General features: G+C 41.2%; 23 protein-coding genes and 2 pseudogenes. 9 read left to right on the forward strand and 16 right to left on the reverse strand.

Features of this window, described 5'->3' with window-relative positions; genetic code table 11:
• Positions 1-3: 3 nt before the first annotated feature.
• From AC623_RS16410 to AC623_RS16420, 3 genes are all read right to left on the reverse strand, one after another.
• Entirely contained in the window at positions 4-339 is a 336-nt protein-coding gene (locus tag AC623_RS16410) for an ArsR/SmtB family transcription factor (protein WP_082174454.1), read from the reverse strand.
• Between the two features lie 213 nt (positions 340-552).
• Positions 553-972 (reverse strand): universal stress protein, encoded by a 420-nt coding sequence (locus tag AC623_RS16415; protein ID WP_049664475.1) that lies wholly within the window; start codon positions 970-972, stop codon positions 553-555.
• Between the two features lie 21 nt (positions 973-993).
• Positions 994-2,451 carry a SulP family inorganic anion transporter gene (locus AC623_RS16420; protein WP_049664479.1) on the reverse strand — a complete coding sequence of 486 codons (1,458 nt, stop codon included), beginning with the start codon at positions 2,449-2,451 and terminating at the stop codon, positions 994-996.
• A 184-nt stretch (positions 2,452-2,635) separates the two neighbouring features.
• Here AC623_RS16420 and AC623_RS16425 point away from each other — a divergent pair, with 184 nt between their 5' ends.
• Complete coding sequence (locus tag AC623_RS16425) at positions 2,636-3,178, forward strand: recombinase family protein (protein WP_049664482.1); 543 nt, start codon at positions 2,636-2,638, stop codon at positions 3,176-3,178.
• 62 nt (positions 3,179-3,240) lie between these two features.
• Here the strand turns inward: AC623_RS16425 and AC623_RS16430 are convergent, their stop codons facing one another.
• Complete coding sequence (locus AC623_RS16430; protein ID WP_049664485.1) at positions 3,241-4,146, reverse strand: LysR family transcriptional regulator; 906 nt, start codon at positions 4,144-4,146, stop codon at positions 3,241-3,243.
• 130 nt (positions 4,147-4,276) lie between these two features.
• On the opposite strand from AC623_RS16430, the gene AC623_RS16435 reads away from it, so the two are divergent.
• Entirely contained in the window at positions 4,277-5,314 is a 1,038-nt protein-coding gene (locus tag AC623_RS16435; RefSeq protein WP_231603653.1) for a YeiH family protein, read from the forward strand.
• A 132-nt stretch (positions 5,315-5,446) separates the two neighbouring features.
• On the opposite strand, the gene AC623_RS22375 is transcribed toward AC623_RS16435, so the two are convergent.
• Both AC623_RS22375 and AC623_RS22380 read right to left on the reverse strand, forming a co-directional pair.
• Complete coding sequence (locus tag AC623_RS22375; RefSeq protein WP_442853576.1) at positions 5,447-6,037, reverse strand: methyl-accepting chemotaxis protein; 591 nt, start codon at positions 6,035-6,037, stop codon at positions 5,447-5,449.
• 351 nt (positions 6,038-6,388) lie between these two features.
• Positions 6,389-7,120 (reverse strand): annotated as a pseudogene (locus AC623_RS22380) (cache domain-containing protein); the annotation flags it as partial.
• Between the two features lie 278 nt (positions 7,121-7,398).
• Between AC623_RS22380 and AC623_RS16445 the strand changes: the two are divergent.
• Complete coding sequence (locus AC623_RS16445) at positions 7,399-7,854, forward strand: universal stress protein (protein ID WP_049664494.1); 456 nt, start codon at positions 7,399-7,401, stop codon at positions 7,852-7,854.
• Between the two features lie 223 nt (positions 7,855-8,077).
• Here AC623_RS16445 and AC623_RS16450 read toward each other — a convergent pair whose 3' ends face one another.
• The 5 genes from AC623_RS16450 to AC623_RS16470 all read right to left on the reverse strand — a co-directional run bounded on the left by AC623_RS16450 (position 8,078) and on the right by AC623_RS16470 (position 13,686).
• On the reverse strand, positions 8,078-9,187 hold the full coding sequence (locus AC623_RS16450) for a Ger(x)C family spore germination protein (RefSeq protein WP_049664498.1): 1,110 nt from the start codon (positions 9,185-9,187) through the stop codon (positions 8,078-8,080).
• Positions 9,184-10,278, reverse strand: coding sequence for a GerAB/ArcD/ProY family transporter (locus tag AC623_RS16455; protein ID WP_049664501.1), 1,095 nt, complete (start codon positions 10,276-10,278; stop codon positions 9,184-9,186). The genes AC623_RS16450 and AC623_RS16455 overlap by 4 nt, the downstream gene beginning before the upstream one ends.
• 2 nt (positions 10,279-10,280) lie before the next feature.
• Entirely contained in the window at positions 10,281-11,630 is a 1,350-nt protein-coding gene (locus AC623_RS16460; protein ID WP_049664504.1) for a spore germination protein, read from the reverse strand.
• A gap of 285 nt (positions 11,631-11,915) precedes the next feature.
• Positions 11,916-13,085, reverse strand: coding sequence for an FtsW/RodA/SpoVE family cell cycle protein (locus AC623_RS16465; RefSeq protein ID WP_049664507.1), 1,170 nt, complete (start codon positions 13,083-13,085; stop codon positions 11,916-11,918).
• A 133-nt stretch (positions 13,086-13,218) separates the two neighbouring features.
• The gene (locus tag AC623_RS16470; RefSeq protein WP_049664510.1) at positions 13,219-13,686 is read right to left on the reverse strand and encodes a hypothetical protein; all 468 of its coding nucleotides are present in this window, start codon (positions 13,684-13,686) and stop codon (positions 13,219-13,221) included.
• 166 nt (positions 13,687-13,852) lie between these two features.
• Between AC623_RS16470 and AC623_RS16475 the strand changes: the two genes are divergently transcribed.
• The gene (locus tag AC623_RS16475) at positions 13,853-14,167 is read left to right on the forward strand and encodes a thioredoxin family protein (protein ID WP_049664512.1); all 315 of its coding nucleotides are present in this window, start codon (positions 13,853-13,855) and stop codon (positions 14,165-14,167) included.
• 159 nt (positions 14,168-14,326) lie between these two features.
• On the opposite strand, the gene AC623_RS16480 is transcribed toward AC623_RS16475, so the two are convergent.
• Entirely contained in the window at positions 14,327-14,728 is a 402-nt protein-coding gene (locus tag AC623_RS16480; RefSeq protein WP_049664515.1) for a hypothetical protein, read from the reverse strand.
• A 303-nt stretch (positions 14,729-15,031) separates the two neighbouring features.
• Here AC623_RS16480 and AC623_RS22385 point away from each other — a divergent pair.
• Positions 15,032-15,472, forward strand: a pseudogene (locus tag AC623_RS22385) (protoglobin domain-containing protein); the annotation flags it as partial.
• Between the two features lie 216 nt (positions 15,473-15,688).
• Positions 15,689-16,243, forward strand: coding sequence for a methyl-accepting chemotaxis protein (locus tag AC623_RS22390; RefSeq protein WP_442853577.1), 555 nt, complete (start codon positions 15,689-15,691; stop codon positions 16,241-16,243).
• Positions 16,244-16,384: 141 nt separating this feature from the next.
• Here AC623_RS22390 and AC623_RS21590 read toward each other — a convergent pair whose 3' ends face one another.
• On the reverse strand, positions 16,385-16,522 hold the full coding sequence (locus AC623_RS21590; protein ID WP_156187065.1) for a hypothetical protein: 138 nt from the start codon (positions 16,520-16,522) through the stop codon (positions 16,385-16,387).
• 75 nt (positions 16,523-16,597) lie between these two features.
• On the reverse strand, positions 16,598-16,921 hold the full coding sequence (locus AC623_RS16490) for a winged helix-turn-helix transcriptional regulator (RefSeq protein WP_049664520.1): 324 nt from the start codon (positions 16,919-16,921) through the stop codon (positions 16,598-16,600).
• A 233-nt stretch (positions 16,922-17,154) separates the two neighbouring features.
• Here AC623_RS16490 and AC623_RS16495 point away from each other — a divergent pair, with 233 nt between their 5' ends.
• Together AC623_RS16495 and AC623_RS22010 are read left to right on the forward strand one after the other, a co-directional pair.
• Entirely contained in the window at positions 17,155-17,757 is a 603-nt protein-coding gene (locus tag AC623_RS16495; protein WP_082174457.1) for a nitroreductase family protein, read from the forward strand.
• A gap of 116 nt (positions 17,758-17,873) precedes the next feature.
• The gene (locus AC623_RS22010; RefSeq protein WP_049664524.1) at positions 17,874-18,137 is read left to right on the forward strand and encodes an iron-containing alcohol dehydrogenase; all 264 of its coding nucleotides are present in this window, start codon (positions 17,874-17,876) and stop codon (positions 18,135-18,137) included.
• Positions 18,138-18,314: 177 nt separating this feature from the next.
• Here the strand turns inward: AC623_RS22010 and nagB are convergent, their stop codons facing one another.
• Positions 18,315-19,064 (reverse strand): glucosamine-6-phosphate deaminase, encoded by a 750-nt coding sequence (nagB, locus tag AC623_RS16505; protein WP_049664527.1) that lies wholly within the window; start codon positions 19,062-19,064, stop codon positions 18,315-18,317.
• A 265-nt stretch (positions 19,065-19,329) separates the two neighbouring features.
• On the opposite strand from nagB, the gene AC623_RS16510 reads away from it, so the two are divergent.
• The gene (locus AC623_RS16510; RefSeq protein ID WP_049664530.1) at positions 19,330-19,854 is read left to right on the forward strand and encodes a methylated-DNA--[protein]-cysteine S-methyltransferase; all 525 of its coding nucleotides are present in this window, start codon (positions 19,330-19,332) and stop codon (positions 19,852-19,854) included.
• A gap of 59 nt (positions 19,855-19,913) precedes the next feature.
• On the opposite strand, the gene AC623_RS16515 is transcribed toward AC623_RS16510, so the two are convergent.
• Positions 19,914-20,891, reverse strand: coding sequence for a S66 peptidase family protein (locus tag AC623_RS16515; protein ID WP_049664533.1), 978 nt, complete (start codon positions 20,889-20,891; stop codon positions 19,914-19,916).
• Positions 20,892-20,893 lie beyond the last annotated feature (2 nt).

Raw genomic sequence — 20,893 nt, forward strand, 5'->3', positions numbered from 1 at the left:
TCATTAATCACATGTAATACGCAAGCCTTGTATTTCTAGTTCCCGTAAATAACCTTCCTGGCTCGGAAGCTCATTCAGAAGATGCTGAACAAATTCGTAATGCTCACTGTCTCGGTTAAGAGAATAATGAACCCACTGGCCCCTCCGTGTTTCCCGAACGAGTCCCCCATCTCTCAACTTGCGCACGTGTTGACTGACAGCCGGCTGGCTGATTTTAAAGATTTCTACAAACTCACATACACAGCAGTCGTTCACCTGCAGCAGCTTCATCATCGTGAGCCTTGTTTTATCGCCTAACAACTTTAGAATATTTGCAGTTTTTTCAATTTCCTCTGTCAATGTCAAGTGCCTCCTTTTCCTTGATTAGCTTATAATAATATGCTTATATATACAATGTTCTTTACTGATAGTATTGATGAGCGCGGAAATTTGCTTGTTACGGTTGGGGTTATTCACGCTCTCAGGTCCTTATCAACAGTCCCCTGATTTTGATAGAAAAAAGCCTGCTCATTGATGATGTTCCATCCTTGGGCAAGCTTTTTCAACAATCGCTTACTTGACTATTAACGCCGGGCAATGGACTCTTTTCATTACTTTATGGCTGACGCTGCCGAGTACCATTTCCTGCAGCGCGTTCAATCCGCGGCTGCCAATTATAACGAGATCAAACTCTCCTTCATTTGCATATTTCACAATAGCTGGTCCTGGTTCTCCATGCAAAATTTTCACCTCATAAGCTGCTTTTTGAGATTTTAATTCTTCTTCCACACGATGAAGCTTTTGTCTGCGAGATAATTCTAGCTCCTCTGTACTCTGTACGTGAAGAATATCACTCTTGGATTTAGCAAAGTCCACAACATACACCACTTCGATTTTGCAGCCGGTTACCAGTGAAGCCATCTTCCCCGCTTCTTGGGCTGCCCGCAGTGAATTTTCAGAGCCATCTGCCGCCAATAAAATTTTTTTGTACATCTTTCCACCCCATTCACTCGTTTAATGCGTAATTAATTTTGTATTTTTGTGTACTGTCAGCTTGTCGACGATTCTTTGGCTAGGCGAATTTAATCCTTTAATCGTCACTCTGTTATTTCCTTCATTATATTTCATGACCACTTTGTCAATGGCCCCAACAGCGGAATCATCCCAAATGTGAGCGCCTGAAAAATCAATCACAATCTCTTTATGTTCCACAGTAAAGTCAAAGGCATCTAGAAAGCTGTCTACAGAGGCAAAAAACAATTGACCCTCTACCGCAAACAAAACCCGTTCTTTTTCCACCTGCTTATTCACTTTCATTTTAGAAATTTTTGCAGTAAAGAAGATCGCGCTCAAGATCACTCCAGCGATCACACCTTTAGATAAATCATGTGTGGCGACTACAATCGCCACGGTTATGAGCATAACGGCCGCATCTGTCTTCGGTGCTTTTCTTAAATAAGAGAACGATGACCAGTCAAATGTGCCGACCGACACCATAATCATAATTCCCGCAAGCACAGGCATCGGAATTTGTACTACAAGGTCTCCCAATACGATAATGAGAAACATCAAAAACGAGCCGGCCACCAAAGTAGACAATCGGCTGCGGCCTCCTGATTTAACATTGATAACAGATTGGCCAATCATGGCACAGCCAGCCATGCCGCCAAAGAACCCTGTGACAATATTGGCTATTCCTTGTCCCCTTGCTTCTTGGTTCTTGTTGCTTTCTGTTCCTGTCATATCATCAACAATCGAAGCGGTTAATAACGATTCCAATAAACCAACAATCGCTAAAGCAATGGAATAAGGGAAGATAATAGCGAATGTTTCAAATGTAAATGGAACATCTGGAATAAAAAACTGTGGCAATGTTTGACTAATATGCCCCAAGTCGCCCACCGTGCGTAAATCGGCATTCGTATAAATAGCGACCGCTGTCAAAGCAATAATAGCCATTAACGGCGCGGGAATAACCTTAACAAATCGCGGGACAACATATACAATAACTAATGTGATCGCTACAAAAACGTATGTGATAGATGAAACATCAATAAACTGAGGAACCTGGGCCATAAAGATTAAAATAGCTAATGCATTAACAAACCCGATCATAACCGCCCGTGGAATGAATTTCATTAATCTAGCCACTTTACATACACCAAATACGATCTGAATAACGCCCGTTAAAATCGTAGCGGCTAACAAATAATTAATCCCATATTCTCTTACTAGCGGTCCCATTAATAACGCCATAGCACCAGTTGCCGCAGAAATCATAGCCGGACGGCCGCCAGCAAAAGCAATGACAACTGCCATCGTAAAGGAGGCATATAAGCCAATCATGGGATCCACTCCAGCAATAATCGAGAAGGCAATCGCTTCTGGAATAAGCGCTAATGCTACAACGATCCCAGCAAGAACGTCCGCTCTTATATTCGAAAACCAATTTTTTTTGATTTTATTAATCACTTTCTATTACACCTCGCCTATCATAAATTAATGTTTGGCTTTTAACTCTCATAAAAGCCGGGCCGATAAAAACAAAAATCAGTTTACCACTTATCCTCCTAAAAAGGAACCTTTTTGGGACGAATTTTTACATACTTTCTTATAATAGAGGGAAAATCATTTTCAATAGATGAGGAGAATTTGTATGCTAATAGGATATATGAGGCCCTATTATGAAGATCCAAACTGCGACAGCCAAGCACAATATTTGGCCGATTGGCCTTGTGAAAAAGTTTTACAAGAAGAACACTCTTCTGCAAAAAGAAGAACAGAGCTTGACAATATGATCGCCCAGCTTTGTCCTGGCGATAAAATCATCGTAACGAAGCTTTTTATCTTAGCTGATTCTACCCGTCATTTAGTCGAACTCTTAGAAGCGATTGAAGCAAAGGGATCTTTTATCCACTCTCTAAAAGAAGGAATTGACACGGGCGATGCAGGCGGCTATCGCTTCACGGATATTGTTAAGCACCTTGTTGATTTTCAAAGCGATGTCATCAGTGAAAAAACAAGAAGCGGTGTTCATGAGGCAAAGCAGAAAGGAGTGGCGCCTGGAAGACCGCGAAAGCCTGATGAAAATGTGAAAAAAGCGATCCGGATGTATCAAAGCAAGCAATATAGTTTGAAGGAGATAAAAGAAGAAACGGGGATTAGCAAATCTACGCTATATCGATATTTGGAAAGCTAGCCGCTTTCCAACTTTAATAGGACAGCCGATAAGATAGCTGTCCTTTTCTTATACTTTAATAGCTATATTTCCACCTTTGGGACAGTGTCAGCAAAATCATTTCGTAGTAACTGTCCTAAGATTTCAACGACTTTCGGCTGAAAAGGATCAGTTGTCGTGACTAAAGAGAACTTTCTTGTTATCGGGGCTTCCTTTACTTTTAAAATGGCAAGCGATCCAGTCGCTGCTTCTTTTCTGATAGCCCATTGTGACAGCAGGGAAATGCCCAAACCAGCTTCAACTGATTCTTTAATAATTTGTGTGCTGCCAAACTCCATTAATTGTTCCGGCGGTTGTTCAAACAGCTGGAACATTTTTTCTGTTGCCTCCCTTGTGCCTGACCCTTCTTCCCGAACAATCCAAGTCTCCTCTTTCAACTCAGTAAGCTTAATGGACTTTCTGCCAGCAAGGCGGTGATGGGCGTCGGCCACTATATACATTTTATCTTCAGCAAACGCTTCAAACTCAAGCCGTTCATGTTTAAACTCCCCTTCTATAATGCCAACGTCTAACTGCCGGTTGGCAACTGACCGTTCAATTTCCTTTGTATTCCCAATCTTAATGACCGGCTTAATGAGCGGATAATGCTTTTTTACATAAGCGATAATATGCGGGAGCACATACTCTCCAAATGAATAACTAGCTCCTATCGATAGTTCCCCACTCGCTTTGTTCGTTAAATCATCCACCAAACATTTCATTTTAGTGTATAACCCGGTAATTTCTTTTGCGTGGTGGTATACGATCTCCCCTGCTTTATTTAAGCGGACATATTTATTCGTGCGGTCTAACAGCCGAGATCCAACGGTACGCTCAAGTGTCTGAACACACTGGCTAACCGCTGGCTGTGTCATATGCAGCTCCTCTGCTGCCCGAGAGAAATTCTTTTTTTCAGCTACTGTCATAAAAACGAGCAAAAGTTGATCCATCCTTCTCTCTCCTTTTTGCATGTATCATGCATTTTACTTATCATCACAATCACAATGATTTATTTTTCTTATATTAAAACACCCTTTAAGATAGAATTACAACCTATTTTACGGAGGTGTTAAGATGGCTATGCAAAACGTTCAAGTCAAGAAAAAGCTTGTACAGCAAAAGAAGGAGACATCTTCTTTTATACCGTGGATTAGCGGAATTGCGTTTACCTTTCTAATTGCTCTGCTCGGGTATTTACTAGCTCAAGTGCCTGGATTTGATCATGTCGGCCAGCTGGCCTGCGCGATTATCATCGCCGTTGGATATCGACAAGTGTTCGGATATCCAGAAGCCATTCGTTCAGGCATTGCTTTCTCGTCTAAAAGACTGCTGAGACTGGCGATTATTTTATATGGGTTAAAATTAAATATTGATATGGTGCTGCATGAGGGACTGGGACTACTCGTACGAGATGCGGGAGTCATCGTGTTTGCGATCTTTTTAACAATTGGGATCGCTAAATTACTCAAAGCAGATAAAATGATTTCGCTGCTTCTCGGTGTCGGCACAGGCGTTTGCGGAGCAGCGGCTATTGCGGCGGTAGCTCCCATTCTCAAATCAGACGATGAGGATACAGCAATTAGTGTCGGCATTATTGCTCTAGTCGGCACGGTATTCGCTATTACGTATACCCTTTTACGACCGATCCTGCCTTTGTCAGCAATTGATTATGGTATTTGGTCAGGCATCAGCCTACATGAAATTGCCCATGTTGCCTTAGCAGTGGCACCGGCTGGTCAGGACGGATTAGCGGTCGCTTTACTTGCCAAGCTAGGTCGTGTCTTTCTACTCGTTCCGCTTTGTTTTATCTTTATGTATTTAATGAAGCGGAAATCGGCAGAGAACCAATCCGAAGCAAAAGTCGAATTCCCATGGTTTTTAATCGGTTTTCTTGTCATGAGCCTCTTTGGAAGCTATGTTCTTGGCCGCTCCATCCCGGTTTCAGCTGGAACGATGGATGGGATCGCAACTATGACAACATGGTTCCTAACAGCGGCTATGGTCGGACTCGGTTTGAATGTGAGCCTGCGTGATTTACGGACAAAAGCGTTAAAACCATTGATCGCCATGGGCATTACTTCTATCTGTTTATCCATTCTTGCTTATTTTATCGTTTAACTGGCCGTTGAGGCTCTTATATTCGTGGACTGGCCGTGCTTATTAGCCTACTATGCTTTTTTATCAGCTAAATTAGACAGTTTATTAGCCAAACCAAAAATGCCCCGGACAAATTCGGGGCATTTTTTAGCTTTAAGATATACGTAATTTAGAAATCTTTTGTTTCAACTCTTCTCCTGCTCTATTTAGCTGTTCAGCGGAATCTGCAATCGCTGCAATCGCACGAAGCTGCTCTTCCATTGAAGCCGTCACCTCTTCGGTAGAAGCAGCGGACTCTTCTGCTACTGCTGCAATATTTTCAATAGATTGCAGTACATCGCCTTTATGGACATCCATCTCTTGCACACCAGCACTGACTTCGTGGATAGAGAGCACGATATCCTCTATAGAAGAAGCAATAAGCTGAAAAGCCTTTTCTGTCTCCGTTACAACTTTCGCCTGTTCTTCTGCTAAAACCTGATTCATTTCAATGGCTTTAGACGCTTTCTCAGACTCGCTTATGATGCCAGTTAGCGTCTGCCGGACTTCTCCAGTCGCCTGGGCAGACTGTTCTGCGAGCTTTCTTACTTCTTCGGCAACAACAGCAAAGCCCTTGCCATGCTCTCCAGCCCTTGCTGCTTCAATCGATGCATTCAAAGCGAGCAAATTGGTCTGGTCGGAAATCGCATTAATAACAGCAAGAACGCTTTCAATCTCTTTCACTCTTTCCGAAAGGCGGGTCATGACTTCTGCTACTGATTGCGTCAGCTTATTTGTTTCTTCTGATTTTACTTGCAAGCTAGTCACTTGTGCTAATCCCTTTTCACTAGCTTCACTGGCGGCCTGGCTTTTCGCGGTCATTTTTTCTTCCTGTTGAAGAACAGCTTCAATTTGTTTAGTGAAATCAATCATTCTAACATTAGACATTTCAGCATCTTCGGCCTGTTTAGCTGCACCCCCCGCAATTTCATGAATAGCACTGCCGACTTCTTCGCTTGAAGCAGAAGTCTCTTCCGCGATGGCACTCAAGCTTTGGGAAGAATCGCTGACCTGCTGGGCAGATTGATCGACCGCTACTATAATCTCTCTCATATTGGATGCCATAGAATTAAAGCCCTTTGCAAGCACCCCTATTTCATCTTTATTTTTAATCCGCAGCTTTTCCACTGTTAAATCACCAGCGGCCACTTGATTGACATGATCTGTCAATTGCTGTAGTGGTTTCGTTAAAGAGCGAGTGAATCCAATGATCACTACAAGCCCAATAATAGTAGCAGCCACGATCGTCATAGCAATGATCACTAAGACGTGGTTGGCCCCTTTATTAAAATCCATCTTATATGTACCCGCAGCGACTACCCAGCCCCAGTTAGGATCTAAAGCGCTGTAAACAATCTTCTCTCCCGTTTGTTTTGGGTTATTCGGGAGCTTCCACTCGTACTCAGTAAATCCGCCGCCATTTTCCGCTTTATGGATCACCTCCTGAACGAAAAGCTTGCCGTTCATATCCTTAATCTCCCAGGAATCATCTCCTTCGTCAGAATAATGAACGACATCTGTTCCCTTCTGATCAAACGCGTTAAAGTAGCCGTGTTCTCCAAGATCAACCGGGCTTTGTTGATCTCTTATCCCCTCTTTATTTTTAGGGCCAATTAAATAAACTCTAGCTTGTTCCTGAGCTTCTTCCAGTGTCATGCTGCCGTTTTCTACCTGCTTATTTAATGAGTCAATGATTTGGAGCGCCATTTCTACCCCATTTTTTAACGTTGTCTCGCCAGCTTTGTTCAAGTTATCCTTAGAACTATAAAAAGCCGTTGTGCCAATCACTAAGCTTGGAACAAACAGCAAAGCAATAGAAATAACGAGCAGCTTTGTTCTAATAGAATTCCATACCAATGTTATCAACCCTCTCTAAATACCTAAGTCTATAGAACCAAAAACACATCACTTTTCTTTATCGTCTTATTCAACAAAATGTTTACCGAAATACTCTGAAATTTTCTGTATTTTCTATTTGTTTGGAAATTGTTCGTAAATCTTGTCTCTTTTCTGCTGTTTCTCCTAGATCAATTAGGTACAATAAAAGAAAAAGGAGGAAATAAGGGATGACGACAAAATACGAAAATATTTTAATTGCCGTAGATGGATCAGAGGAAGCTAAAAAAGGGTTCGAAAAAGCAATAGACATTGCGAAACGCAACGAAGCGGCTCTTCACATTGTACATATTGTTGATAATGGTTACTTCGCTTCAGTCGAAGCATTAGCGCATGCTTCTATTCCTGACTACAATGAGCAGCAGGGCAAAAAACTGCTCGCAGAATATGAGCAAGCAGCGAAAGAAGCTGGAGCTCCAAGTGTTCATGCCCTTATGGAAACAGGCTCACCAAAATCGCTCATTCCAAATCGCATCGCCAATCAGGTACAAGCAGATTTAATTGTTTGCGGAGCGACTGGAATTCATGGAATGGAGCGTCTTTTCCTCGGCAGTGTCTCTGAGCATATTACCCGTACAGCTAAATGTGATGTGCTCATCGTTCGAAACAACGAAGATAATAAATAGTATACAAACGAGATCGAGCCGGTTATACCGGCTTGATTGGGATTGGAAACAAAGTCTATTTTCAATACACCAGGTTGATTGAAAACGCTTGTCTTTCGAGGCGCGAAGCCTGACGAGGAGCGGAGTGACCATAAGGGTCATGAGCACCGCAGTCGGGCGAGCAACGAAGAAAGTGAGCGTTTGTCAACAGCCTGAATCAAGCCGAGTATACCGGCTTGATTTTTTATTCAATAACCCCTGGACTTTTTATCGCAACTTTCGTATTTACATCGAATTTCAACTGCGGGTAAATACGCTGCCATTCCGCCTCTGTATCCCGGTTGTGCATCCTTGTCGCCTTGTAACGAAGACCAAATCCTAAGGGGTCTACTTCGTTTTCTTGAAGCAATTTTAGAAAATGGGTGAACCGCTTTTGAGCGACTTCACTCGCCTCCCTACTATAATCCCTTAACTTCTTCGGTGTGACACGCTCTGTCGATTCTTCCACAACTCCCTGAATGTCGATATTCATTTTTAAAACTGGTTGTTTATTAGCAGGGGTGAGGATTTTATAATTCACTTTTATATTATTCGCTGCGATAGCGAAGAGAAGTCCCTTCTCGTTTATCTCAATGTCTGCTTTTGTCTCTTTTTCTGTTAGGATATTGTAAAACTTCGTGTATTCAGAGGTTAACTTTAACTGTTTCTTGTCACCTTTGAAAACAATGGCCTGATTCGTTCGATACTCATTCGTTTTTTCGGTTGTTCGAATAATCGGTAAAATCGGGTCCAGCCCCGTTTCGAACAGCCGGCGGGAAAAGTCATAAAGGTAGGTCGTTACAATATACGCGCTTTCTGTTCCCTCATTTGAAAAGATATTAAATAAAGCATTAGAACCCGGCAAATCGGTAGTTGGATTTGTTTTTAAAACCTCTTCCGCTGATGGCTCTCCTACCGCTATCCATGCGATTCCTTGGAAGTCCCTTCTTCTTAGGAAAATATCAAATGTTTTTTTCATGTCGCGCTCCAGAATGCTCTCCCCTAATACGATCACTTTCGCATGGGCAAAGTCCAATTCCTTATCAGTATGAGTTTTTAATATCCGGATCCCTTCTGCCAAGGTAACCGATTCGATAGACAAATAAGCATAGGTTGGTTTCGGAGATTGTTTAAATGTTCCTGTGGGCACAGCCAATTTTAACGTCAGGCGGTAAGGCTTCTTTTTGTTCTTTGTTCCATCTACACCAACCGCCACGACGAACCCCCTCTTATCAATATCTTTAAATCCGCAGCCTGATATGAGGATCATAGAGGATAGGACGACAACGAAAAGAAGAAGCGTTTTCCTCTTCATGCCCTCGCCCTCTTTTTTATCCATAAGAGACTAAATAGAATAACGAGGACGTAAGGGGACAGGAAGTTGAGCGCATATTTTGTATACTCATAAAGCTGAGGTTCTGTTAAGTAAGGAATAATCACAAGACTTCCAATCCAGAACAGCCCCACAAAGACCAAAGGAGTCAAATTATAACCTTTCCATTGAAACTTCTTAAACCATATTATATTTTTAAGCAGTTCTGTGGTCACGTGCCAGTGAACGAGAATACTTAAAAATGAAACAGCCAAATTGACAAGCGCAAATATGAACAGCACACGCTCGATGAACCCAAACTTCATTCGAATAGAGTCCGCTGTAAGAAACCAAGGGTGAATAAGATAATTAATATGCTTAAAACCTTGGAAGCCAATTGGAATGAAATAAGAAGTAAACAAAGCAAACGCCCCCGTCATACCTATAATCAGTACCTCTTTCCATGTCATTTTTTGTTTATCTGTAAACACACGGTTAAAAATAATTAAATTCGCCGGACCTAAGATGACATATAGGGAGGCAGAGAAGGACGGATAATCTGGCATATTTCCGATGTACATCATCGCTTCCCTTACAAAATCCCAATTCATCCCTTTATCCAAGTACATTTTGACGAAAATAAAAATCGTGAAGGGGATACTTAACAGAGCTACAATTTCTACCGTATACAAAACACTTTTCGAATTCATTAATATTCCAAATGAAACAAAAAGTACCATCATCGAAATAATGCCCATAAGCGGCATCTCGGGAGTTAAAAATCGTCTTAATAGAGCTGAATACGTGATAACAGTAATTAAGCCGGCTGTAAACCAGACGAGTGCTGTAGAGAGAAGCAACAGAAAAGAAATCCATTTGCTCGTATATTCTTTTAATAGCTCGGGATATCCTTTGCCGGGAAAATGGGTAAATATTTTAACGATCCAGGATATCATTATCGTTCCCAAGACAAGGGACAGAATCATAGATACGATGGCCCCTCCCTTTCTAGCTTCAAACAGCACCATCGGAACGAAAGTAATGATATGAGCGACCATATTAACGGCGAGCAAGTAATAAAAATAACGGTTCATCTCTATATCCCTTCATTTTCATTCGCTTTTTTTTGTATAAATACTTTTAAATAAGGCTCTCCAAAACTATTGAGATGCGTTAAATACATCACTAAACCGATAAGACCCAGCGTTAATCCGGCTATCCCCGAAATAGTTGCAATGAGTAATAACACAAATTTCATGACCCTGATTGCCGTATTCATTTCATTAATCGGGATGGCAAAATTTGAAATGGCTACAGCCGACACGATAATAATCATAATATTGGAGACTAAAGCAGCTTCTGTAGCAGCCGTTCCTAAAATTAAACCGCCAACTGTTGTTGCTGTTCCGCTAATGACTTTTGGCAGCCGGACACTCGCTTCAATGAGCAATTCCATAATTAGGAGCATAAACAGCACTTCAATAAAGGAAGGATATGGAATTCCGACCCGGCTGCCGGCTACGGATAAGGCGAGCTGCACTCGAAAAATTTCCGGATTATATGAACTAACCGCTACATATAAACCAGGAAGCACTAAAGAAAGGAACATTCCTAAATAGCGTATCCCTTTGAGAAATTTTACGACAAAGTATGGATAGTAGTTATCATCCATGGCTGATAAAAAATCAAAAAAGACACATGGAGCAATAATGGCGAATGGATCGCCATCGAGTAAAATCACGACTTTTCCGCCGGATAGGTTATATACGACCCGGTCTGTCCGTTCTGTAACCATCATTTTTGGAAATAAAGTATACTTTTTTTTGCCCATCACTCTCTTTAGTTCGACCGTTGACTGAATAATGGGCTCCTTTAATTCCTTTAGGCTTTTTCTAACCTTGTCCAACACTTCTTTACTGACTGTTTCCCTGTCATACATTAAAACCAGTGCCTGATGAGACTTAGCCCCCACCTCAAACATTTCCACTGTAAGAGTGGGTTCATGGTACCGCTGCCTGACAAGGTTAATATTCGTTTGAATGTCCTCACTGAATGCATATTGAGGACCTTGTGTCGTTGTTTCAATAGCTGCTTCTAGCACATTATTTGTATTAACCTTTTTGACATCCAGCATAATCAGCTGTCCGCGAATAACTATGATCACGCTTCCTTTTGTTAACTCTATAATCAACTTCTCTTTTGTTGTAATTTCCTGCTGACTAGGAAGTGATTGCAAGTAGGCTTCATAATGGGTTTCTGAATCCATTTCAAAAAAGGGTTTAATGACTAGCTTTTGAAGCTGGTCGCCATCGACCACTGTCTTAATAAATAGAAGCGCAGCCTCTTTTCTTTCAATTTTCATGTGCTTTTCTACAAAATCTGTGTTTGGTTTTAGCTGCTTTGTTATCCAACGAATTGTCTCGGTTGCTTTAGTCGAACGCTGCATTCTTTCACCTAATCTCTATTCATAATGAAATATTTATCAAGCTATCGCCGAACACGCTAACTTTACAACTTTCACCATAAGCGTTATGTATGTATCTGAGAACGTAGACAAAGTCTAATTTTCAATATCCCACGCTAATTAAAAAAGAGCGCTTGCCAACAGTCTGTGTATCTTATTCTCGGTTTCCCGCTCCTTGTTTATACATCGTGACACAACAAAAAAGACTGATCCGGACGAAGGGATTTCCCTTCCTAGATCAGTCTTTTTAGAAATACTTACTTTCTGCTATCTATCATTTGAAAACATGTAATGCCGCTCATTGAAAGTCATCGAAAAAATCAAACTGATAGCGAACATATTACCCATGAGCGAGCTTCCTCCGTAGCTAATAAACGGAAGCGGGATCCCCGTAATCGGCAAGAGTCCGATCGTCATGCCAATGTTCTGGAAAGCGTGAAACGTAATCATCGCGATGACACCAGCACACATGTACGTATAATAAGGAATTTTCGTGCTTAAAGCGAGCTTCGTAATATGATAGATTAATAGGAAAAAGAGACTCACGACTATACTTGCACCGATAAAGCCATATTCCTCACCGATAATACTAAAGATAAAGTCCGTATGGCTTTCTGGAAGATAGACTTCCCGATAGCCGAATCCTTTTCCCATCGTTTGTCCAGAACCAATAGCCAGCAAGGATCTGGTTAAATGAAACCCAGTTGAACTTTCGTACGTATACGGATCAAGCCAGGAATAAATACGGCCAAACTGATACTGCTTAACCCCAAGATACTTTTCTAAAATAAGAGGATGCCAGAGCACCATATAGAAAATACCGGCCGTAATGGCTCCGGCAGAACCGAATAACGGCAAGAGAATTTTCCACGTAATTCCTGAAACAAAAATCATGCCGAGCAAAATGGATAAAAACACAAGGGATGTCCCAAGGTCTGGCTGCTGCATAACGAGCAACAGCGGAAAAGCCGTAACAAGCCCTAATTTAATGAGAAGCCAAAAATCTGATTGAATCGTTTTAACAGGATTCTTTTGGTGATGAACGATAAGCACACGAGAAAGCGTCAAAATTAAAAAGACCTTAATAAACTCTGAAGGCTGCAAGGACAAGCCCGGAAGCTGGTACCAGCTCTTCGCTCCGTTAATAACGGGCGCAATACTAGAAGGTGCGACAATCAAGAAAGCGAGCAGGAATATACCGAGCCCATATAAGTACCAAGACATGCCCATTAATTGATCCGAATCAAATCGAACGACAACTAAAATAATGCCGATACCGACCATATAATAAAGAATTTGCTTCATCACGAAATTACTATTATACTGCCCGGTCGTCTGGGCGCTGTAAATCGCGACACAGCTCGTTATAAACAACATTAACAATATAAGAATCAATCCGTAATCAATACGGCTGGAGTTTTGTTTTGGAGAAGTCATGAAAGGATGCCTCTTTCTTATAAAATTACACATCTTACATTATAACGTTAAAGTATGATTTCACAACAGTTTAAGATTGCCCAGCAAAGAGAAAATCGCCTGGAAATAAAATGAAGTGATGTTTCTCCTATCCCTAACTCCAGTGATTAAATACCAGCTCTCCAACCGTGCATGGTCTCCAATGAGCGATTTGCCCCATTTCTGCCTGATTTAAATCATTTTCCTGCATAACGGCGAGTGCAGGATTGGCTTTTAACTTTAATAATTGACTTAGTTCCTTTGCTTCACAAATATAGAAACCTTTAAATATTCCCTCTAAAGCAGGCTCATCATAAAATATAATATGTTCGAACTCTACGGAGGCGGCAAAAGCAATAATCGGATAATGGGCGTTCATTAATATATGAATCCGCTTTTTCCCATTATCAAGAACAGCTTCAAAAAAGTTCGTGTTTACTTTTGGCTTATGAAAGGCAATCACCTCTGCTTGTATGGTTCTGGCCGCCTCGAAACACATTTTTTTGAAGAGCTTGCCATTATTTCGCGGCGGTGGATTTTCGCCACTTTCATAAAACCCCGTAATTCCGTAAGATAAATGCATTCATACTGCTCCTCTCAACAATAAACACTCCTTCTTATTATAGGAAAAGCAAGCTTCGTTCACTCCCATTTAACAAAACCTTAAAGAAATTGAAATGTTTTATTTGTCTCCAGCCGCTCCAACTCATACAATGGAAGACAGAACAACAAATGAAGGAGAATGAAAAATGGAAAAAATACAAAGCACAGATCAATTTCAACAACTCATTTCACAAGAAAAACCAGTTATTATGAAATTTACAGCTGGCTGGTGCCCGGACTGCCGCCGTATGGACATGTTCATCGGTGATATCATTGCTGAGTACAACCAATATGACTGGTATGAAATCGACCGGGACGAATTTCCGGAACTCGCTGAAAAATATGACGTCATGGGCATTCCAAGCCTTTTGATTTTCAAAAACAGCGAAAAACAAGCACATCTCCACAGCGCCAACGCAAAATCACCAGAACAAGTTATCGAATTTTTACAGTCTGTCTAACTAGCTATCGCCCTGGCATGATATACCAGGGCGATTTTTTATGCTGATTGAGGATAAGTATACAAACTTTCTTGATGAAAAGCCGACAATTCATAATATGAATCGGCTGATTCTTGATATCTTCTTATTTATCCAGGATATACTCCTGGTTAATCGCATTCACTGAGCCTGCGCCTCGATCTGTTTCCTTTCCCCTTTTTCTGCCAAACCAGCATGCCGAAATTCACCAATTAGTATTCCGGCTGCTCCTCCAGCAGCATAAGCAAACGCCCATAACTCATCAGCAAGCAAAAAAATAGTAAGCGATGAGAGCACGTACACAGGCCAGGCGTACCAAAGTGACATGAACAAGTCATCTTCTTTTCTTTCAATCCACGGAACACCTTTGTAAAGAATGAACTGATAAACAGCTGAAATATAGAAGAAAAAACAAACAGTCCCTAATAGCGAGACACCGGCGAATGTCCAATCAATATAAAAAATAATAACAAAAGAAGTAAAGAACCAAACACCTAGTACAGCTAAAATATAAGGATTGACTATGAACTCTCTTATCTTCATTCTTTATTCCTCCTTTTTATACCGTATGCATGTAGTCGTATAGAAAGACGGATGTTCTGTGAAGACGCACAAAAAAGACACAACATTTTTACATTTTCTATAAATAATTTTGACAAACCTCCGATACCAAAAGAAATAACGCTTTTAAAAAGAGCCATGGGACTCTATCAGCTTTGGGGATAGGGATATAGGAGTGGGGATATGAAACTTTTTAGAACAAGACAAAAGAACACAGTTGAGACTGAAACAGCTTCAACTGTCTCAGCAGTCGGACGGCTATCGATCCGGCCAGGTGGCAGCCTCATGAACCAACTAGATATGATTGGATTGACTGAGAAAGATTTAGCTATCGTAAAAACACTTCAACCGCTTGTCGAAGAGCATCTCGATGACATCGTCACAACCTTCTATGATGCTGTCGGCAAACAACCGAATCTGTTAAAGATTATCGAGGATCATAGCAGTGTGAATCGGTTGAAGAAAACCCTAAGACAGCATATTCAAGAGTTGTTTAATGGTGAAATTGATGAGGAGTTTATTCAAAAGCGACTCCGTATTGCTTATGTACACGTACGTATCGGTCTAAAAACAAAATGGTATATGTCTGCTTTTCAGGAGCTTTTTAACTCTCTTATTGCCCTTATTTCTGAGCAAGACAAGACAACGGCTGAAAAAATTCAAGCCATTTCCTCTGTGTCTAAGCTGCTGAACCTCGAGCAGCAGCTCGTCCTTGAAGCCTATGAGAAAGAAGAAGAACGTCTCCGCACAGTCGCACAGCAAAAAAGAGAAGAGATGATTGCTAGTGTGCATTCTGTTTCTCAAGAGCTGGCGGCCATTTCTGAAGAGACAAGCGCTTCCTTAAAAGAGCTTAGCGCAAAATCAGATTCCATCCTTCAGCTTTCAAAAGACGGTATGGCACTTGCTGATGATTCTGCCAATCGCTCTGTTCGCGGACAAAAAATGTTAAAGGATCAAGGAGAGAAACTATCAGAAATTCAAACAGCAGTAACCGACATTCAAACATTTTCTGCTCAATTAAATCAAATCGCTTCCAATATCACAGAAGTGATTACGATTGTCGGCAATATTGCCGGCCAGACAAACTTACTGGCATTAAATGCTTCTATTGAGGCAGCGCGTGCTGGTGAATATGGCAAGGGCTTTGCCGTTGTGGCAGAAGAAATCCGCAAGCTGTCTGACCAAACAAAAACATCCACATCGAATGTTTCTGACCATATCATGAAGACAAATCACTTAATCGGCCAAATGAGCCATTCCGTCGACAAAGTGAATGATTTGGTTATACAAGGCATGGATAGCATGGGCAAAACAGATGAAGATTTCAATATGCTATTAGAGCTGATCGCTAATACGAAAAAACAAAATCATTTGATTGAAGGCGAGATGGCCGAGCTCAACCGGATTATCGATGAAATTGAACACGCTTCCCAGGAAGTGGCTAATTCAGCTGTCTCTTTGAGTGATTCCACTGACGACTTGCATTACGACCATTAAGAAGGTATCCCTTCCACTAGCGCTTCAGGTTTACTGCTGGAGCGCTTCTTACTTATGAGAATAGAGTTTTTCATATCAAAAAGCCCGGCCAACAGCCCGACTCTTTTTTCAAAAGAATCGCAAGCATTGGACGGGCTTTTTTTATTGATTGGGTACTACAATAAAGCCGACTTTTTCTTCAATTAATTTAAGTATGTCCGTTAATTTTGTGTCTTGTTTTTGTGCTTCTTCATAGGCGTCTCTCATAGCCAAAAGAAATTGCTGCTGGTCCTGTGTCATGTGTGAACTCCTTTTACGTTAAAAATAGAACAATACTTCTTTTCCACGTTTGTCTATTTTTAAACCAGGGCTCACTTAATTTTCTTCTGTCAGCTCTACCCATTCTTCCGCCCATTTAGAAATCTCTTTCATGACCGGCTTCAATGCCTTCCCTTTTTCCGTTAATTCATATTCTACTCGTACAGGCACTTCTGCGTACACTTTTCTTGTGACAAGCTCTTCTTCTTCCATCTCTTTCAAGCGCTCCGTCAACAGTTTTCCGCTGATCGGCAATTCTGCTTTAATATGTGAAAACCGTTGTGGCCCTAATAAAAGCTGATTAATAATCAATCCGGTCCACCGCTTCCCCAGCATCTTCATCCCTTTCTCAAATTTAGGACAAAGCTGAAAATCATTCATCGCCTTCACCTCTTTATATTCTTATTATACCTATTTTTCTTTAAAAGGAAATCTCATTACTTTTATAAACAAAGTTACTTGACACTATTTTATTTTTATTTTATATTTGGTTACGAAATGTAACAAAAGATCATTTCACATAGTTAGAATTTTGTGAAATGAGGATAGCTTCTTCAACTAACACACATACTGCCCTTAGGGACAGTAAAATCTTTTTTAGAAAGAGGGAAATCATGATGGCAAAAGATTTTTACACTGCGGTACAAGAAAGACGCTCTATCTATGCTATTAGCAACGAGCAGCCTGTGTCAAATGATCGCATCCAAGAAGTGGTAGAATTTGCAGTGAAATATGCACCAACCGCTTTTAATTCTCAATCTGGACGTGTCATTGTTTTATTTGGTGAGCAGCACGAAAAGCTTTGGGATTTAACAAAAGAAACATTGCGTGAGATTGTTCCTGCCAAAGACTTTGGTCCAACTGAAGAAAAAATGGGATCATTCAAAGCAGGTTCTGGTACTGTTCTCTTTTTTGAAGATGAGGAAGTTATAAGAGGACTTCAAGAACAATTCCCAACTTACAGCGATAAGTTCCCAGAATACTCCTTACAATCATCCGGCATGCTTCAATACATCGTCTGGACTGCTCTTGAACAAGAAGGGCTTGGAGCTACGCTTCAGCATTACCAACCACTAATTGATGAAAAGGTGCGCAACGAGTGGAATGTTCCTGCTTCTTGGAAACTGCATGCACAAATGCCGTTTGGCAAGCCGGTTGCACCTGCGGGCGACAAAGAATTCCAACCGCTTAGCGAACGTGTAAAAGTATATAAATAATCCCAATGATCAAAAGCTTATTCAGTCTTTCGCTGAATAAGCTTTTTTAGTATGTAAAGATTTTCCCCTGTGATGTTACAATAAAAACATCCTATTCACTAAAAGGTGGTGGCCTTATGTATAAATTCGTGATGCCCGAAGTCATTTTTGGCAGCGGTTCCATCCAACAAGCTGGTGAAAGCTGTGCCCGTCTCGGTGCAAAACGCGCTCTGATCGTGACAGACGAAGGCGTTATTCAAGCTGGCTGGTCAGAGCTAGTCGAAAAAAGCTGCCGGCAAGCCGGTCTTTCTTCCTTTCTTTTTTCTAAGGAACATGCCAAGTTAAAATTCATATTTTTATCACTTATTTTAAGAAAAGAAGCCGCCTTTTCGGCTGATTGAGCCGTTTTTACGGCTGATCTCTGACAAAAAAACGGCTCTTCTGCTCATCCTGACTATGCAAAAAAACAGCTCTACCCGGTGGCAGAACTGTTTAGTCTTTTATGGTCTAATTAATCAAAATAATTATCGGAGCTTGAGTTTGTAGTATCGACTGGCGTCTTCTAGTGTCTTCTTTAATTATCCTTGGTTTGTTTTTGTTAGATCTACTTTTTTCAACGCCTCTTCATCCACAATCAGAGTTACATTCGGATGTGTAAGTAAAGCTGAAGCCGGAAAGCTCTCGTTCGCTTCTTCTGTCAATAGCCGAACGATGGCATCTGCTTTTGATTCTCCTGAAACGAGCAGCACAATTTCTTTAGCACGCATGATCGTTTGAATGCCCATTGTAACCGCGTGTGTCGGCACTTCATCTAGGCTAGAAAAATAACGGGCATTTGCTTCTCTTGTTGATTCATCAAGCGTCACCACGTGAGTGACTGAATCAAAAGAAGTTCCTGGCTCATTAAAGCCGATGTGACCATTTCCTCCGATCCCGAGTATCTGAAGATCAACATCCCCTGCTTCTTTAATTAGCTGTTCATAGTAGCGGCATTCTGCTTGTAAATCCTCCGTTTCTCCATTCGGTAAATGAACATTTTCTTCCGGGATATCAATATGATCAAACAACTGCTGTCTCATGTATGTATAATAACTATTCTGATCTTCCCGCGGCAGGCCGGCGTATTCATCGAGGTTGAACGTCGTTGCCTGTTGATAACTTGTACCTGCTGTTCGATGATCCGTTACTAACTGTTCATACATTCCTTCAGGTGTTCCCCCTGTAGCAAGCCCTAGCACAAGCTGAGGGTTTGCCTTTACTTTTTCTAAGATGAGCCTCGCAGCGGTTTCACTTAATTCTTTGTAATCTTTTACTTTTATTATCTTCATGCTTTTATACTCCTTTGAACATATGAAAATAACGATGACTGGATAAATCGTTTTATTTATTTTTACCATACACTTGGCAAATAAGCTATGAGAGCCCCATATTTTATCGCCATATATTTCGTCTTTTTCCGTTGATTATCTTACTTTTTTATCGGGAAAGCATATGCTTTTTGATAGAATCATGTAGAATAAAGACAAAGAAGAACGTTTAAATCTACTCCAACGACTGACCGAAAAAACTTAATACAAGAAAAGAGGGATTCCGATGAATCAGAAAGAGACAATGATTGACTGGATGATCTTCACACACGATGAATGGCAGTTTTACATAGCGAAAACCCAAAGCGGGCTTTGTTACGTGAGTTCTCCTAATCAACCGTACGAAGAGTTTGAGAGCTGGATACGAAAGCATTTTCCTGCGGCAGTGCTCGCGGAAAACACGGAAGCTTTGAAACCCTATGCCATTGAGCTGCAAGAATATTTTGAAGGAACACGGCAATCCTTCTCACTGCCTGTCGATGTAAAAGGAACCGCTTTTCAGGAAGAGATTTGGGAAGCATTAAAGAGCATACCGTATGGAAAGACTCTTTCCTATTCTGATATTGCCCAGCTTATTGAAAAACCGAAAGCTGTTCGTGCCGTCGGGTCAGCCATCGGTGCGAACCCAGTGCTGATTACGGTACCGTGCCACCGTGTCATTGGCAAAAATGGAGCAATTACTGGTTATCGCGGAGGGACGGATATGAAGCACTATTTGCTTCAATTAGAAGCACAGAAAGACGTAAAATGATAGGATCATTTTAACTTTTAAAAAAGCCTGATTTATAGTTCTAAATCAGGCTCGCTTATTCAATTCCCATAAATAAGGATTTCCGTCTTTCCGTTTTCCGCCGTTATTTCTGCCTGTCCGCCAATTGGCAAAGTCGCAATTGGATCGGTATGCCCAAAGCTTACATTCGCCATCACCGGAATGTCACGAAGCTCTGGCTTATTTTTGAGCAATGAGACGAGTGCCGACTCGGTAATATCGGACTCTCTTTGGAAACGGCCGATTAAAACCGCTTTTAATTCTTTGGCATCCGGTAAATGAAGAACGGACTGTATATCACGATCAAACTTCATTAAATGCGTTTCATTGTCATCTTCAATAAACAATACCGCTCCTTTTAAAGAAGGCATGTATTCTGTTCCCTGCAGTAAATTTAACGTACTGAGATTGCCGCCGACAATCCTTCCTTCTGCTCGTCCTTCCGTTATAATGATAGGCCCTTCATTTGGATAGTACGTACGATCTTCCTGATCTAAATACCATTTATCATCGCTCCACGTCTCAGGAGCTTCTAATTCAAACGGAGCATCATTTGTCAGAGCAGCGAGCATTCCTTGTATCGTATAATCGGCCATCTGTTTCATTCCAAATGTAGAAAAATGGGGGCCCGAGTACGTAATCAATCCGGTCTTTCGATAAATAGCTAATTGAAGTGCGGTAATATCGCTGTAGCCAATAAGAATTTTTGGGTTATTTTGAATCAAATCATAATCGATATGAGCGAGCAGCTGATTCACATTGTATCCGCCGATCGCTGTAAAAATAGCTTTTACATTCGGATCACGAAACGCCTCGTGTAAATCCTCTAGTCTATTTTCGACAGAGGTAGAAAACACAAGATCATGTTCCTCGACATGACGTCCAAACGTCACACGAAATCCTAGCCCTTCTAACCGCTCCTGTGCGATCTCTACCTGTTTTCCTTTTACAATAGCCATGCTCATGGATGGGGCAATCACTCGAATTTCATCCCCTGGCTGCAAACGTGGTGGCTGCATTT

Source organism: Bacillus sp. FJAT-27231 (assembly GCF_001183975.1).
Classification (GTDB): domain Bacteria; phylum Bacillota; class Bacilli; order Bacillales; family Domibacillaceae; genus Pseudobacillus; species Pseudobacillus wudalianchiensis.